17 protein-coding genes and 1 tRNA gene are annotated in these 15,130 nt (G+C 71.6%); 9 read left to right on the plus strand and 9 right to left on the minus strand.

The window, feature by feature from the left end:
* Nucleotides 1-60: 60 nt before the first annotated feature.
* Nucleotides 61-729 (minus strand): DUF3027 domain-containing protein, encoded by a 669-nt coding sequence (locus AC3CCI_RS04240; RefSeq protein WP_488628210.1) that lies wholly within the window; start codon nt 727-729, stop codon nt 61-63.
* The gene (locus tag AC3CCI_RS04245) at nt 722-1,099 is read right to left on the minus strand and encodes a cold-shock protein (RefSeq protein WP_043593516.1); all 378 of its coding nucleotides are present in this window, start codon (nt 1,097-1,099) and stop codon (nt 722-724) included. The genes AC3CCI_RS04240 and AC3CCI_RS04245 overlap by 8 nt, the downstream gene beginning before the upstream one ends.
* A 91-nt stretch (nt 1,100-1,190) precedes the next feature.
* On the opposite strand from AC3CCI_RS04245, the gene AC3CCI_RS04250 reads away from it, so the two are divergent.
* The 6 genes from AC3CCI_RS04250 to AC3CCI_RS04275 all read left to right on the plus strand — a co-directional run bounded on the left by AC3CCI_RS04250 (nt 1,191) and on the right by AC3CCI_RS04275 (nt 8,370).
* Nucleotides 1,191-1,469, plus strand: coding sequence for a hypothetical protein (locus AC3CCI_RS04250; protein ID WP_354593770.1), 279 nt, complete (start codon nt 1,191-1,193; stop codon nt 1,467-1,469).
* A 39-nt stretch (nt 1,470-1,508) separates the two neighbouring features.
* Nucleotides 1,509-3,368, plus strand: coding sequence for a helicase-associated domain-containing protein (locus AC3CCI_RS04255; protein WP_488628211.1), 1,860 nt, complete (start codon nt 1,509-1,511; stop codon nt 3,366-3,368).
* 95 nt (nt 3,369-3,463) lie between these two features.
* A complete protein-coding gene (locus tag AC3CCI_RS04260) occupies nt 3,464-5,098 on the plus strand; it encodes a DNA repair helicase XPB (RefSeq protein WP_488628212.1) in 1,635 nt (544 codons plus the stop codon).
* Nucleotides 5,095-5,658 (plus strand): hypothetical protein, encoded by a 564-nt coding sequence (locus AC3CCI_RS04265; RefSeq protein WP_488628213.1) that lies wholly within the window; start codon nt 5,095-5,097, stop codon nt 5,656-5,658. Before AC3CCI_RS04260 ends, AC3CCI_RS04265 begins: the two co-directional genes overlap by 4 nt.
* 147 nt (nt 5,659-5,805) lie before the next feature.
* Nucleotides 5,806-6,498 (plus strand): response regulator transcription factor, encoded by a 693-nt coding sequence (locus AC3CCI_RS04270; RefSeq protein WP_054146826.1) that lies wholly within the window; start codon nt 5,806-5,808, stop codon nt 6,496-6,498.
* A gap of 102 nt (nt 6,499-6,600) precedes the next feature.
* A complete protein-coding gene (locus AC3CCI_RS04275; RefSeq protein WP_488628214.1) occupies nt 6,601-8,370 on the plus strand; it encodes a sensor histidine kinase in 1,770 nt (589 codons plus the stop codon).
* Between the two features lie 372 nt (nt 8,371-8,742).
* Here the strand turns inward: AC3CCI_RS04275 and groL are convergent, their stop codons facing one another.
* The 5 genes from groL to AC3CCI_RS04300 all read right to left on the minus strand — a co-directional run bounded on the left by groL (nt 8,743) and on the right by AC3CCI_RS04300 (nt 13,018).
* Nucleotides 8,743-10,362 carry a chaperonin GroEL gene (gene groL / locus AC3CCI_RS04280; RefSeq protein ID WP_043593524.1) on the minus strand — a complete coding sequence of 540 codons (1,620 nt, stop codon included), beginning with the start codon at nt 10,360-10,362 and terminating at the stop codon, nt 8,743-8,745.
* Between the two features lie 199 nt (nt 10,363-10,561).
* The gene (locus tag AC3CCI_RS04285) at nt 10,562-10,765 is read right to left on the minus strand and encodes a cold-shock protein (protein ID WP_354593775.1); all 204 of its coding nucleotides are present in this window, start codon (nt 10,763-10,765) and stop codon (nt 10,562-10,564) included.
* 306 nt (nt 10,766-11,071) lie between these two features.
* Nucleotides 11,072-11,653, minus strand: a complete 582-nt coding sequence (locus tag AC3CCI_RS04290) for a LytR C-terminal domain-containing protein (protein ID WP_354593776.1) — start codon at nt 11,651-11,653, stop codon at nt 11,072-11,074.
* A gap of 18 nt (nt 11,654-11,671) precedes the next feature.
* The gene (locus AC3CCI_RS04295; RefSeq protein ID WP_354593777.1) at nt 11,672-11,959 is read right to left on the minus strand and encodes a DUF3263 domain-containing protein; all 288 of its coding nucleotides are present in this window, start codon (nt 11,957-11,959) and stop codon (nt 11,672-11,674) included.
* Between the two features lie 93 nt (nt 11,960-12,052).
* Nucleotides 12,053-13,018 carry a DUF2332 family protein gene (locus AC3CCI_RS04300; RefSeq protein WP_488628215.1) on the minus strand — a complete coding sequence of 322 codons (966 nt, stop codon included), beginning with the start codon at nt 13,016-13,018 and terminating at the stop codon, nt 12,053-12,055.
* Nucleotides 13,019-13,107: 89 nt separating this feature from the next.
* On the opposite strand from AC3CCI_RS04300, the gene msrB reads away from it, so the two are divergent.
* Together msrB and AC3CCI_RS04310 are read left to right on the plus strand one after the other, a co-directional pair.
* On the plus strand, nt 13,108-13,509 hold the full coding sequence (gene msrB / locus AC3CCI_RS04305) for a peptide-methionine (R)-S-oxide reductase MsrB (protein ID WP_488628216.1): 402 nt from the start codon (nt 13,108-13,110) through the stop codon (nt 13,507-13,509).
* Nucleotides 13,509-14,060: a nitroreductase family protein gene (locus AC3CCI_RS04310; RefSeq protein ID WP_488628217.1), complete on the plus strand. Its 552-nt coding sequence runs from the start codon at nt 13,509-13,511 to the stop codon at nt 14,058-14,060. The genes msrB and AC3CCI_RS04310 overlap by 1 nt, the downstream gene beginning before the upstream one ends.
* Before the next feature lie 45 nt (nt 14,061-14,105).
* Here AC3CCI_RS04310 and AC3CCI_RS04315 read toward each other — a convergent pair whose 3' ends face one another.
* Nucleotides 14,106-14,288, minus strand: a complete 183-nt coding sequence (locus tag AC3CCI_RS04315) for a hypothetical protein (RefSeq protein ID WP_354593781.1) — start codon at nt 14,286-14,288, stop codon at nt 14,106-14,108.
* Nucleotides 14,289-14,434: 146 nt separating this feature from the next.
* Between AC3CCI_RS04315 and AC3CCI_RS04320 the strand changes: the two genes are divergently transcribed.
* Nucleotides 14,435-14,507 (plus strand) — tRNA-Thr (locus tag AC3CCI_RS04320).
* A gap of 44 nt (nt 14,508-14,551) precedes the next feature.
* Here AC3CCI_RS04320 and AC3CCI_RS04325 read toward each other — a convergent pair.
* Complete coding sequence (locus AC3CCI_RS04325) at nt 14,552-15,049, minus strand: MarR family winged helix-turn-helix transcriptional regulator (RefSeq protein ID WP_488628218.1); 498 nt, start codon at nt 15,047-15,049, stop codon at nt 14,552-14,554.
* Between the last annotated feature and the right edge of the window lie 81 nt (nt 15,050-15,130).

Here is a 15,130-nt window from a genome sequence, read left to right on the forward strand (position 1 = left end):
ATCGTGTCGGGGGCTTCGTCGTGACGACCGACCGCAGGAGGCGCGGGTCGGGTCGACGGACTACTTCCGTCGTCTGCTCAGGGGGTCTTCGTCCTCGCCGTCCCAGTCGTCGTCGTGCGACTCGTCGTCGAGGTCGGCCTCGGGGTGCGCGGCCGGGACGACCGGCGTCACGGCGTCGTCGTCGTCCGAGGAGTCGTCGTCCGAGTCGTCGTCGTCGTCGTCCGGAGCGTCGTCGACGAGGTCGTCGATGTCGACCCCGTCCACGTCGCCACCGTGCACGATCGAACCGTGCTCGTCGTCGTCCGAGTCGTCGTCGTCCGAGTCGTCCTCGTCGTCCGAGTCGTCGTCGTCCGAGTCGTCGTCGTCGTCGTCGGACTCGTCGTCGTCGTCGGAGTCGTCGGCGTCCTCGTCGCCGTCGCGCGCCTCCTGGGCCTTCATCTCGGCGAGGCGGTCGGCCCACGGCACCCAGTCCGGCGCGAGCAGGGCACCGTCACCGGGCAGCAATTCGGCCTCGAGCACCGAGGGGTCCTCACCGTCGAGGTGGGCGACGCTGACCGTCCAGTGCCAGCCCGGGTAGCCGGGGAGCAGCGTGGCGAAGCGCACCGAGGTGACTCCGGCCTCGTCGTCGACGGGGTCGGCCTCGGCCCCGATGGTCTCGTCGGGCGTGATCTCGGTCAGGGCGCGACGGGCGAGCTCGGACCAGGGCGTGCGCGGGGCGGCCTCAGGCATCGAACGAGTCCGCGACGGTGCGCAAAAGCACGGCGATGCGGGCGCCGTTCTGCGGGTACCGGCCGTGACGCAGGTCGCCACCGGCCTTGTCGAGCACCTTGACGAGGTCTTCGACGATGACGGCCATGTCGTCGGCCGAGCGACGGTTCATCTTGGCGAGGCTGGGGGCGGCCTCGAGGACGCGGACCGACAGGGCCTGCGCGCCGCGCTTGCCGTCGGCGATGCCGTACTCGAGGCGGGTGCCCGCCTTGACACCCACGGTGCCGGCGGGCAGGGCCGACGCGTGGAGGAAGACCTCTTGGCCGTCATCGCTGCTGATGAAGCCGAAGCCCTTCTCGTCGTCGTAGAACTTGACCTTGCCGGTGGGCATGACTGGACCTCTCGTGAAGACGGGTGACCCTGGGGGTGGGTCGCCCCAGCTTAGATCGCCGGGTAGGGCCGCACCGCACTATCGTTGACCCGTGGCCAAGAAGATCGAGACGAGTGCGCCCTCTGACGTCAATCGTACAGAGCGCGTCCTCCTCTTCATGATCCTCGCCATCGTCGTCGTCTCGGTCCTCGCGTTCTTCACGAGGCTCGTCGGCACGGCGATGGGGGTCGCCGACTTCACCGTCGGCGTCTGGCCCGCCCTCACGATCCTGCCCCTCATCGGGCTCCCGATCGCCGTCGCGATGCTGCTGGCATTCGTGGTGGCGAGCGCCGTGCGTCGCAGCCGCGACTCGCGGGGCACCAGACGGTAACCGCAGACCCGGGCTGCACGACGGCTGGAGGCCTCGACCATGGCTAGTGCACTCGACCTCGCGGGCGTCCTGCGCGCCGTCGACGACGACGACCTGCTGCGCCGCCTCGCGCGCCGGCAGGTCAGGGCGTCGAGCGTCCACGACGCCTTCGACCTCGCCGACGTGCTGCTCGAGCCGGCCAGCGTCCGCGACGCCCTGGCCCACCTCGACCGGGTGGCACTCGTCGTGCTGCAGGTCGTCCGGGTGCCGGGCGACGTCGACGCCGTGCACGACCGCGTCGACGCCGCCTTCGAGATCGACCGCGAAGCCGTCGACGCCGCCCTCGAGCAGCTCGTCCAGGCGTTCCTCGTGGTGCGGCGGGGCACGTCCGTCGCGACCCTCGACGCCGTCGGCGACCGGCTCGACGACGATCCCGCCCTGGCCCTCGACGTGCTGACCGCCGAGCGACCGCCGGTCGTCCTCGAGACCGTCCTCGACCAGGCGCGCGACGAGGCCGACGCCCGCTCGGCCGAACGCCTCTACGCCGTCGTGATCGAGGTGGCCGAGATCCTGCGTGCCCTCGAGCAGTCGCCGGCGCGCGAGCTCGCGAAGGGCGGGCTGGCCCTGCCCGAGACGAGGCGACTCGCCGAGGCGGCCCGCATCGACGTCGACGACGTCGCGACGGTGCTCGCCATCGCCGTGCGGGCCGGGCTCGCGGCCCCGAGCCCCGACGGCTGGGTGGTGGCCGCCGACGCGACCGACTGGCTCCGCGCCTCCTGGCCCGACCGCTGGCAGACGCTCACGCGGGCGTGGCTCGGCTCGTTGCCGAGCGAGATCCTCACCGTGCTCGAGCAGCGCGTCGACACGTCGTGGGGCCTGCCGCTGCGCGAGTTCTCCGACTGGTCGTACCCCGCCGGCGGCAGCTGGATCACCGAGCGCATCGCCGCCTTCTCGCGGAGCGCCGAGGTGCTCGGGCTGACCTCGGACGACACCCCCACCTCGGCGGCCGTCGCGCTCTTCCGCGAGGGTCCCGCCGCCGCCCGCGCCCGCGTGGCCGCGCTGCTGCCCGACGCGGTCGAGCAGGTCTACCTGCAGCACGACCTCAGCGTCGTCTCGCCCGGTCCGCTCTCGCCGGCCATCGACGCCCGGCTGCGCGTCATCGCGGTCGTCGAGAGCGCGGGCCTCGCGGCCACGTACCGCATCACCGAGGGCGGACTGCAGCGCGCCCTGAGCGAGGGCGAGACGGCCGAGACGCTGCGGGACTTCCTCGGCGGCATCTCGTCGACGGGCATCCCCCAGCCGCTCGACTACCTGATCCAGCAGAGCGCCGAACGGCACGGCCGGTACCGCGTCCGCGCCGTCGCCCCCGGGCGCGCTCCGGCGGGCGCACCGGGCGATTCGCTGTCGCTCGTCGTGGCCGACGACCGCGCGAGCCTCGACACCCTCGAGGTCGACCAGTCGCTGTCACCCCTCGGCCTCACCCGCGTGGACGAGAAGACCGTCGCGAGCCGGTTCGAGCGCGACACGGTCTTCTGGTCGCTGAGCGACGAGCGCTACCCCGTCGTCGTGGTCGACGACGGGGGCGACGAGGTCGCGCCGCCGTCACGCCGCAGGCCGCGCCGCCCCGCCCCGCTCGAGACGCGCGACCCGTTGCGCGAGCTGGTCACGCGGTTGCACACGGACGACGCCGGCGGCGACGAGTCGACCGACCGCGCCTGGATCGCCCGTCAGCTCGACGCCGCCGTCAAGGGACGCCTGACCGTCACCGTCACGGTCGCGATGCCCGACGGCAGCACGACCACCCTCGACATGGAGCCCACCGGCATCGGCGGCGGACGCGTCCGCGGTCGCGACAAGAAGTCCGACGTCGAGCGCACGCTGCCGCTGAAGAACGTGGTGGCGGTCGCGAGTCGCGACTGACGCGGGCGGCCCCGTCGGCCGAGCCGCGCCTCCTCGTCCCGCGGGCGGTGCCCCGCTGTGAGCGCGGGCAGGAGGCGCGCCTAGACTCGTCCCTCATGACCGGACCCCTGATCGTGCAGAGCGATCGCACCGTCCTGCTCGAGGTCGCGCACGAGCAGGCCGAGGACGCGCGGCACGACCTGAGCGTCTTCGCCGAGCTCGAGCGCGCGCCCGAGCACGTGCACACCTACCGCATCACCCGGCTCGGTCTCTGGAACGCCCGGGCCGCCGGGCACACCGCCGACGACATGCTCGCCACGCTCGAGAAGTACAGCAAGTTCCCCGTGCCGCAGAGCGTCAGCGTCGACATCGCCGAGACGGTGGCGCGCTACGGCCGCATCGTCATCGAGCGCGACGGCGACCAGTTGCTGCTGCGCGGCACCGACAGCTCGGTGCTGAGCGAGGTGACCCGGGCCAAGAAGGTCGGCGAGCTGCTCGGCGTGAAGCGGGCCGACGACCTGTGGGAGCTCCTGCCCTGGGCGCGTGGCGAGGTCAAGCAGCAGCTCGTCAAGCTCGGCTGGCCCGCCGAGGACCACGCCGGCTACACGCCGGGCACCCCGCACACGATCGACCTCGACGAGAGCGACTGGCACCTGCGCGACTACCAGCAGAAGGCCATCGACAATTTCTTCGAGGGTGGTTCGGGCGTCGTCGTCCTGCCCTGCGGCGCGGGCAAGACCCTCGTCGGCGCCGGGGCCATGGCGGCGGCCGGCACCACGACGCTGATCCTCGTCACCAACACCGTCTCGGCACGGCAGTGGCGCGACGAGCTGCTCAAGCGCACCTCGTTGACCGAGGACGAGATCGGCGAGTACTCGGGCTCGGTGAAAGAGGTCAAGCCCGTCACCATCGCGACGTACCAGATCCTCACCGCCCGCCGCGGCGGCAAGTACACGCACCTCTCGCTGCTCGACGCGCTCGACTGGGGCCTCGTGGTCTACGACGAGGTGCACCTGCTGCCCGCGCCCGTCTTCAAGCTCACGGCCGAGCTGCAGGCCCGCCGTCGGCTCGGCCTGACCGCGACCCTGGTCCGCGAGGACGGCCGCGAGAGCGACGTCTTCAGCCTGATCGGCCCCAAGCGCTTCGACGCCCCGTGGAAGGAGATCGAGGCCCAGGGCTTCATCTCGCCGGCCTCGTGCTACGAGGTGCGGGTCGACCTGCCGCAGGAGGCGCGGCTCGAGTACGCCGCGTCGCCCGACGACGAGCGCTACCGGCTGGCCGCGACGGCCCCGGCGAAGCTCGACGTGGTCAAGCACCTCGTGGCGCGGCACGACGGCGAGCAGATCCTCGTCATCGGCCAGTACCTCGACCAGCTCGACGAGCTCGCCGAGGTGCTCGAGGCCCCGACGCTCACCGGCAGCACGCCCGTCGACGAGCGCGAACGGCTCTACCAGCAGTTCCGCGACGGCGACCTCAAGGTGCTCGTCGTCTCGAAGGTCGCGAACTTCTCGGTCGACCTGCCCGAGGCGACCGTGGCGATCCAGGTCAGCGGCTCGTACGGTTCGCGGCAGGAAGAAGCCCAGCGACTCGGCCGACTGCTGCGGCCGAAGAAGTCCGGGCTGCCCGCGTCGTTCTACACGCTCGTCAGCCGGGACACGGTCGACCAGGACTTCGCCCAGAACCGTCAGCGCTTCCTGGCCGAGCAGGGCTACAGCTACACGATCCTCGACTCGCCGGTGGTCGCGGCGTGAGCGACGGAGGGGCCACCGACCTGCCCCTGGGCGACGACGAGCTCTGGCGTGACAGCCTGCGCCGGGTCTTCGCCGCCGACCAGGCGCCGTTCGCGACGTTCGGCCCCCTCGTGGCCTCGCTCGACCACGACGCCATGGAGTTCCGCGGTCAGGTCGCCCGCTTCGCCGAGTGGGACCCGTCGGTGGTCGTCTCGGTCGCGCGCACGTACGAGGTGCAGGGCGGGCTGCACGCGGGCGCCACCCTCAGCGTCGTGACCTGGAGCCCCGACCCCGAGGTCATCGAGCGCAGCGACCTGCTCGCCGGCTCGCCGGTGAAGGACCACCTGTTCGCCGGCCTGAGCGCGATCGGCGCCACCGACGACGCCTCCGAGGCCCAGGTCGTCGCGGCCTCGGTCGAGGAGTTCCCCGGGTGGCAGATCACCCGCGCCTCGGGCTACACCGCCGTGCTCGAGCGGCGCGAGGGCGTCGACTTCACCTTGGCGGTGCCCGACGAGCTGCTCGAGCTCACGACGCGCGTCGCCCTGGTGCCGAACGTCGAGTGGGCCGGCCCCGACTCCTGACCCCGACGGCCGCCCGGCGTCCCGGCCGGACGAGGGTCTCGGCCAGCTGCGGTCTCGGCCGCCTGAGGGCCGACGCTCCGCCTGCTCGCGGGAGACGTGCCTCCCGCTCACAGGAAACACCGAGGAGGCGCGCAGATGATTGGGCGCATGAGTGACGGCCCCAAGATCCTGATCGTCGACGACGAACCGAACATCCGCGACCTGTTGACCACCAGCCTGCGCTTCGCCGGCTTCGCCGTGCGCGCGGTCGGCAACGGGGCCCAGGCGATCTCGGCGGTCCTCGAAGAAGAACCCGACCTGATCATCCTCGACGTGATGCTCCCCGACATGAACGGGTTCGGCGTGACCAAGCGACTGCGGTCGTCGGGCTACACGTCGCCGATCCTCTTCCTGACGGCGAAGGACGACACGGAGGACAAGATCACCGGCCTCACCGTCGGCGGCGACGACTACGTCACCAAGCCGTTCAGCCTCGACGAGATCGTGGCCCGCATCAAGGCGATCCTCCGTCGCACCATGAACGAGGACGAAGACGCGATCATCCGCGCCGGCGAGCTCACCATGGACCAGGACACCCACGAGGTCACCATCGGCGAGACGGCGATCGAGCTCAGCCCCACCGAGTTCAAGCTGCTGCGGTACCTCATGCTGAACCCCAACCGGGTGCTGTCCAAGGCCCAGATCCTCGACCACGTGTGGGAGTACGACTTCAACGGCGACGCCGGCATCGTCGAGAGCTACATCTCGTACCTGCGTCGCAAGCTCGACCAGTTCTCGACCGAGCCGATCATCCAGACCAAGCGCGGCTTCGGCTACATGCTCAAGGCCTCGAAGGCCTGACCGGCCCTCGCCCGACACGCGTCGACCGACGATGCCCGACCGCCCCGTGCGGTCGGGCATCGTCGTGTCGACCCCCAGCCGGCTCCGCTAACGTCTGACCCCATGCACGCACGCCTCTCGCAGTGGTGGAACGAGATCTCCATCCGCACCAAGATCACCGGCATCACGGTGACCCTGGTCACCCTCGGCCTCGTCGTCGCCGGCCTCGGCACGATGACCGTGCTCAGCACCTATCTGATGGGGCAGGTCGACACCTCGCTCGAGAACTCGGCCCGCAACCTGAACGGCGCGTTGATCGACGCGTCCGACTCTCGGTCGTGCACCGTGAACTTCGGCGGCCTGACCAGCAGCTACGTGGCCATCCTGGACGCCGACGGCGACCTGATCTGCGACACCCGCAGCCAGCTCTCGAGCTCGACGGACGCCCCCGTGCTGACGGGACTGGGCGTCTCGGGTGCCCCGATGGACGAGGCGTTCATCCGGTACAGCACCAGTCGCGACAACGAGTGGCGCCTCTACGCCCACCCCACGCAGCTGCAGTCGACCGACGCCCAGGGCACCGTGTCCCTCGTGCCCGCGACGATCGTCGCGGGCACGAACCTGGCCAGCACGAACGCGACGATCGGGCGCTTCGGCGGCATCTTCCTCGGCTTCGGACTCTCGGTGGTCGTCCTGGGGGCGGCCCTCACGCGCCTCCTGGTCACGTCGACCTTCGCCCCGTTGCGCGACGTCGAGGCCACGGCCGCCCGGTTCGCCGACGGCGACTTCACCCAGCGCCTCGACTCGACCACGCCCAACACCGAGGTGGGCCGCCTCAACCGGTCGCTCAACACCATGCTCAGCCGCATCGACAGCGCCTTCGACGACCGGGCCAAGACGATCGACCAGATGCGACGCTTCGTCGGCGACGCGAGCCACGAGCTGCGCACGCCCCTCGTGTCGTTGCGCGGGTACGCCGAGCTCTACCGCATGGGGGCGCTCACCAAGCCCGAGGACGTCGCCCAGGCCATGGACCGCATCGAGAAGGAGGCGATCCGCATGGGCGTGCTGGTGCAAGACCTCCTCGCCCTGGCCCGCCTCGACGAGTCGAAGCCCCTCGAGCTCGGCCCGGTCGACCTCGTGCAGCTCGCCAGGGACTCGGCCCTCGACACGATGGCGTCGAACCCGGACCGCGACATCGACGTGATCGTGCTCGAACCGGTCGTCGCGCCGTTCGAGGCACCGGTCGAGGGTGACGAGGCGACGGCCGACGGGCGCCTCCCCCAGGCCACTCCCCCGGCCGCGGTCACGACGCCCGCGGCGGGCACGCCACTCGGGGGTGCCGCACCGGGGGCGACGGGGCCGATCTCGTTCGCGGGCGCGACCCTCGCGCGCCTCCGGAGCCTGCGGGCCCGGGCCGTGCGCAACGGCGACACCGCCACCGCCGCCCAGCTGCAGGACGAGGTGCAGAGGTTCGAGGCGCCGGCGATCGTGCTCGGTGAAGAGAACAAGATCCGCCAGGTGATCACCAACCTGATGGGCAACGCGATGCGCTTCACCGAACACGACAGCCCGATCGAACTCGTCGTGCAGTCCGACCCGTCGCGCGGCGTCGCCACCGTCGCCATCGTCGACCACGGCGAGGGCATCCCGCCGCAGATCCGCGAGAAGATCTTCCAGCGCTTCTGGCGCGCCGACTCGTCGCGCACCCGCGACACCGGCGGCAGCGGTCTCGGCCTCGCCATCGTCTCGGGCATCGTCGCAGCCCACGGCGGCTCGGTCGACGTGGGCGACACCCCGGGCGGCGGAGCGACCTTCCGCGTCGCCCTGCCCCTCATGCCCGCCGACGTCTCCACCCCCGCCGAGCCGGTCACCACGAGCGCGACCGCCTGACTGCGAGCCGGCTCGCCTCGCGGCACCTCGCGGCTCGGCATCTCGCAGCTGGCCCGGCTCGCCCCATCGGCCGACCCCCTCGACCGGCGCAGAACCCCTGCCTAGGCACATCGCTCACCGCCGAACGCGGGGGTGCGACCCCGCGCGCACCAACCCACCCCCTCAGTCGGCGCAGAACCCCTGCCTAGGCACATCGCCCACCGCCGGACGCGAGGGTCGGACCGGGCGAGCGGGACGTCGCACCCTGGTCTCCCCGCGGCGTCGCGCATCCGGGCCACCCCACGACGCCGCACACCCGGAACGCCGAAGGGCGGCTCCCCCGAGGGGGAACCGCCCTTGTGCGTGTGCCCGGCGCGAGCCGGACGGTGCGGACTAGAAGTCCATGCCACCCGAGGGGTCGCCGGCCGGGGCCGGGTTCTTCTCGGGCTTGTCGGCGACGACGGCCTCGGTCGTGAGGAACAGACCGGCGATCGACGCGGCGTTCTGCAGAGCCGAACGCGTGACCTTGGCGGGGTCGATGATGCCGGCGGCCAGCATGTCGACGTACTCGCCGGTCGCGGCGTTGAGGCCCCAGCCGATGTCGAGCCCGCGGACCTTGTCGGCGACGACGCCGGGCTCCATGCCCGCGTTGAAGGCGATCTGCTTCAGCGGAGCGTCGATCGCGACGCGGACGATGTTCGCACCCGTCGCCTCGTCGCCCTCGAGCTGCAGGTTCGCCAGGGCGGTCTTGCCGGCCTGGATGAGGGCGACGCCACCACCGGCGACGATGCCCTCTTCGACGGCAGCCTTCGCGTTGCGGACGGCGTCCTCGATGCGGTGCTTGCGCTCCTTCAGCTCGACCTCGGTCGCGGCACCCGCCTTGATGACGGCCACGCCGCCGGCGAGCTTCGCGAGGCGCTCCTGGAGCTTCTCGCGGTCGTAGTCGCTGTCGGTCGCCTCGATCTCGCTGCGGATCTGACGGACGCGGCCGGCGATCTGCTCGTCGTCGCCGGCACCCTCGACGATGGTCGTCTCGTCCTTGGTGATGATGACCTTGCGGGCACGGCCGAGCAGGTCGAGCGTGGCGTTCTCGAGCTTGAGACCGACCTCTTCGGCGATGACCTGACCACCGGTGAGGATCGCGATGTCCTGCAGCTGGGCCTTGCGACGGTCGCCGAAGCCGGGGGCCTTGACGGCGACCGACTTGAAGATGCCGCGGATCTTGTTGACGACCAGCGTGGCCAGGGCCTCGCCGTCGACGTCTTCCGCGATGATCAGCAGCTGCTTGCCCGACTGGATGACCTTGTCGACGATCGGCAGGAGGTCTTTGATGTTCGAGATCTTCGAGTTGACGATGAGCACGTAGGCGTCCTCGAAGACGGCCTCCTGGCGCTCGGGGTCGGTGACGAAGTACTGCGACAGGTAGCCCTTGTCGAAGCGCATGCCCTCGGTGAGCTCGAGCTCGGTGCCGAAGGTGTTGCTCTCCTCGACGGTGACGACGCCCTCTTTGCCGACCTTGTCGATGGCCTCGGCGATGAGCGCGCCGATGGTGGGGTCGGCGGCCGAGATCGACGCCGTGGCGGCGATCTGCTCCTTGGTCTCGATGTCCTTCGCGTCGGCGAGCAGCTGGTCGGAGACGGCCTGGGCGGCCTTCTCGATGCCGCGCTTCAGCGAGATGGGGTCGGCGCCGGCCGCGACGTTGCGCAGGCCTTCGCGGACGAGGGCCTGGGCCAGCACCGTCGCGGTGGTCGTGCCGTCACCGGCGACGTCGTCGGTCTTCTTCGCGACCTCTTTGACGAGCTCGGCACCGATCTTCTCGAACGGGTCGTCGAGCTCGATCTCCTTCGCGATGGAGACGCCGTCGTTCGTGATGGTGGGGGCGCCCCACTTCTTCTCGAGCACGACGTTGCGACCACGCGGGCCGAGCGTGACCTTCACCGCGTCGGCCAGGATGTTCAGGCCACGCTCGAGGCCGCGACGGGCCTCTTCGTCAAAAGCAATGATCTTAGCCATGTGTGTTTTTCGTCCCTCCCGGACGTCATGAAGCAGAAGCATTGGCACTCACGTGTCGCGAGTGCCAGCAACGATTCTGGCACTCGCCCGATGAGAGTGCAAGTGACGTTCCGGGGCCTACGGACGCGAGCACGCCGCCACGGCGGACCGTGACGGCGTGCTCGGCGGGTGTCGACGCGTCGGGGCGCGCCGACGGGGTTCAGGCGAGTCGGACCGACTCCGCCTGGGGGCCCTTGTCGCCCGTGCCGACCTCGAAGACGACGGCCTGGCCCTCTTCGAGGACCTTGTACCCGCTCATGTCGATGGCCGAGTAGTGCACGAAGACGTCCTGGCCGCCCTCCTCGACGGTGATGAAGCCGTAGCCCTTCTCCGCGTTGAACCACTTGACGGTCCCGTTTGCCATGGTGTCGCTCCCCTTGCTGTGTACGTACGGCACGTGCGGTGTTGCCGGGCCGGGTCGTCGACGCAGTGACCTGCGCACCCGGACGGGGCAGCGTCACTCGTGCAGAACACCAGGTCGGCGAGCCGTGAGGGGCGACCAATCCCAGATGCTAGCGGCGAGAAAAGCCGAGATGAACAGGTCATCCGAGAAACACCCGCAAAAGGTGAGGAATCAACCCGTGATTAAACACGGGCGTAACACGGGAGGCGCGGCGAGGGCCCGACGGCACCCGCGCCTCCTCGGGTGGGCCGCCTCGACGGCCCGTCGTCAGGCGCTGTAGTCGGCCCCGAGGACGATCGTGACCGAGGCGCCGGGGAAGGCGTCGGTCAGCTCGACGTCCGCGATGCCGAGCTGCTGGGCCAACCCGAGCGCCACGGCCTCGTCGGCGGCCGACGAGTAGTAGACGGTCGAGGTCGAGACCCGCTCGCTCGCGTTGCCCTGCGTGCCGACGACCCAGCCCTCGGCCTCGAGGCGCTCCGAGGCGGCTCCGGCGAGGCCCGCCGTGGCCGTGCCGTTCAGGACGGTGACGGTGACCGCGGGGTCGACCTGCGACGGGTCGGTGAGCGGTGCGACCGACTCGCTGGCCGACGGGGTGGGCGTCGAGGTGGCCGTGTCGGTCTCGGCGGCCCCGGCCTCGGCCGTGCTCGACGACGAGGGGTTGACGAACTGGAAGCTGTCGTTGGCGACGCCGAGGTAGACGACCCCGGCCCCCACCAGCACGCCGGTCGCCAGGGCGGCCCAGGCGAAGGCGATCCAGCCGCCGCCCGGGCGCTTCACGGCCCGGTGCGCCCCGACGCGGTCGAGGTCGGCGGGGACGTCGTCGAACCGGTCTCGGTCGAATGCAGGCATGCGTGGGTCTCTCGTGGATCAGTGGGTCGGACCGAACGAACGGGTCGCTCGGGCGTCGCGGCGGGCGGCTCGCAGCCGCTGCAGGCGGCCGACGAGCATGGGGGCGTAGGCCAGTGCAGCCGGTCGGTCTATGAGCGAGTTGAGCAACTGCTGGTAGCGGACGGCCCCGAGGCCCAGCTCGCGCCGGATCGCGGCCTCGCGGGCACCGGCCGCCGCCGGAGCGCGCTGTTCGAAGTCGAGGACGGCGCGGTCACGCTCGGACAGCACGCTCGCGCGCACGTCGTCACCCGTCGCGTTCTCGTCCATCCTCGCAGCCCTCCCCTCGGTTCCGGGCCATCCTAGGGGCGGCTCCGTGGCCGATCGCGGAGGCCGGGCGCGTGGTCCGGCAACCCACGGGGCTCACGACACGAGGTGCAGGCGCGTCCCGTGCGCGTCGCCGACGCCGATCGCCCGCCCGTCCAGCGCGAGTGCGGCGAAGGCGTCCCCGGCCGGCACGCCCGGCGGCGCCTCGGCGACGACGTCGGCCAGCAGGTCGCGCCGCTCGTACGAGATCCACCGCGCGCCCAGCCGGCCGACCTCGTCGACGAAGGCCTGACGTCGCCGCCCCGGCAGGTAGACGAGCGTGCCCGTCGACACGACGACGAGCGTCGTCCCCTGCGGCGCCTCGGCGGCGAGGGCGGCGAGGCCGTCGACGGCGTCCGCCGCGACGAGCCGAGGAGGCGCGGTGCGGGCGAGCGCCACCGCCCGCCTGAGCAGGTCGTGCCGGTCGACGCGCTCGGGCGGCAGGAGCGTCTCGAGCCACGAGACCTGCTCCGCGTCGTCGACGTCCACGGGGTCGAGGTCGAGCCCCGCCCGCCAGACGACCTCGGGCAGCCGCCCCTCGGGGAGCGGCGGCGCGTCGACCCCGGCGACGACGTCGACCGCGAGCTGCACCGTGCTCGACGGGTCGCCCCAGGCGTGGTCGCCCGAGCGGTAGCCGTACCGGTCGACGCCGAGGCAGAGCCCCGCCGAGGCACCGACCTCGAGCAGCGCGACGGGGCCCGGCACCCGGGCCAGCGCGATCGACAGGGGGGCGCAGCGCCTCACGTCGTTGGTCTGGGTGAGGCGCCGGCCGAGTTCGGCCACGACGTCGTCGGAGCGGGCGAGCAACCAGGGCCGCAGCGTCGACCAGGGCCCGGGCGGCGCGCCCAGCCACCGACAGACCGCGAGGACGAGGACGGGCTGGCGCCGCGCCTCCTCGGCCCGGTCGACGACGGCGAGCGCCGCCGGGTCGCCGGCGACGCCCCGGGCCAGGGCGGCCTGCGAGGGCGAGCCCTCGCGCTCGAAGGCGAGGGCAGCGGCCAGGAAGCGCTCGGAGGTGCTCACCCCCGGAGTCTGGCAGCCCGGTGGGCGCCGGGAATCGCGCGACGCCGGATCGTGTTGGATGAGGAGTCCCGACAAGCGAGGAGATCATCGTGGCGTACAAGATCGAGAAGACCGACGAGCAGTGGCGCGAGGAGCTCGACGCCGACCAGTACTCCGTCCTGCGTGAGGCCGCCACCGAGCGTCCGTGGACCGGCGAGCTGCTCGACGAGAGCCGTGCCGGCACCTACGCGTGTGCCGCCTGCGGCGCCGAGCTGTTCAAGAGCGGCACCAAGTTCGACAGCGGGTGCGGGTGGCCCAGCTTCTACGAGTCGGTGAACCCCGAGGCCGTGCAGCTGATCGACGACGACAGCCTCGGCATGACCCGAACCGAGGTGCGTTGCGCGAACTGCGGCTCGCACCTGGGCCACGTGTTCCCCGACGGCTTCGGCACGCCCACCGGCGACCGTTACTGCATGAACAGCATCTCGCTCGACTTCAAGGCCGCCGAGTAGTGAGCACCGTCGCCGACGCCGCCCGGCGACGTCGGTCGCGGTCGAAGGTCACCGACGTCGCGCCGACGCACGAGCAGCTGCTCGACGCCGTGCGGTCGGCGGCGACGGTGGCCGACCACTCCGAGCTGCGCCCCTGGCGCCTGCTCGAGTTGCGGGGCGACGACCGCATGATCGTCGGTCGGTCCCTCGCCGAGGCGAGCGGGGCCGAGGGGCACGCCCGCGACAAGCTGACCCAGAAGGCGTTGCGGGCCCCGCTGATCGTCGCGGTCGTCGTGTCTCCGCGCGAGAGCCGCAAGGTGCCGTACTGGGAGCAAGAATCCGTGGCCTCGGGCGTCGCCCACCTGCTGTCGCTCGTGCTCGACGACGAGGGCTGGGGCGTCTTCTGGCGCACCGGCGTGTGGACCCGCACGCCCGAGGTGGCCGCGGCGCACGGTCTGCGCGACGGCGAGCAGCTGCTGGGCTGGCTCTACGTGGGCGGTCGCGACGACGACGAGGGCAAGCCGCGCAAGCTGCTCGACCCCGAACGGTTCGTCAGCACGCCGTCGTCGTGAGGTGACCCCGGCGCGTCGGCGCCCCCGTGCGGGACGCCGACCCGGTCACCAGGTCTTGTGGCTGTTGCCGATGACCGTGATGGGCAGCCAGAACGACCCGGTCATCAGCACGATGCCCGCGAAGAAGACGAAGGCGTTGGGCTCGCCGGTGCCGAACGAGTAGGCGAACAGGGCGAAGCTGACGAGGAGCAGGGCGAGCGAACCGAGCGCGGTCAAGATCGTGGACAAGGGGGGCTCCTCAGGTCGGTGCGTCGAACGGGCGCGGTGCGCTCCGTCTACTTCACCACTTCTCGCCCTCGGAGCGCCAATCCTGCACCGGCCGCACCCTTCGCGCCGGGGCGGGAGGCGCGGCCTGGGTAAGATGGGCACGCTCCGCCGGCCTGGCGCAATTGGTAGCGCATCCGACTTGTAATCGGAAGGTTACGGGTTCGAGTCCCGTGGCCGGCTCTGTTCCCCCATGACGCGGCCCGATCGCACCGGTCCGGCCCCGCTCAGCCCTCGAGGGCGACGAGCAGGTGACGCAGGCCGTCCGCGACGGCCGCGCGCGCCTCCTCGGGCAGGGCGGCGAGCATCGCCCGTTCGTCGGCGAGCTGGACCTCGAGCACCCGGTCGATCAGCCGGCGTCCGGTGGCGGTGGGGGCGACGAAGTAGCCGCGGTGGTCGTCGGGGTTCGCCGACCGGTCGACGAGGCCGGCCGCGAGCAGGCCCTTGACGCGCTTCGTGACGGCCGGCGGCGACAGCAGCGTCTCGTCGGCGAGCTGCGTGGGGGTCGTCGGGGCGTCGCGTCGGGTCAGGGCGGCGAGCAGGTCGAAGTCGGCACGCCCCAGGCCGAACTCGGCGAGCAGGTCGTCGCTGCGGCGCTGCACGATGCGGGCGAGGCGGTTGACCCGGCCGACGACGGGGATCGCCGAGACGTCGAGGTCGGGTCGCAGCTCGCGCCACCGGTCGTGGACGTCGTCGATCGCGTCGCGCGGGCCGTGGTCGCTCATGCCTTGAGAGTACCGATGCTTCACGGGTAAAGTGGATGCAGTTCATTCACCCGTGAAGCAGTTCGACGACGAGCGCCCACG

It is taken from the genome of Frigoribacterium sp. CF331, assembly GCF_057787905.1.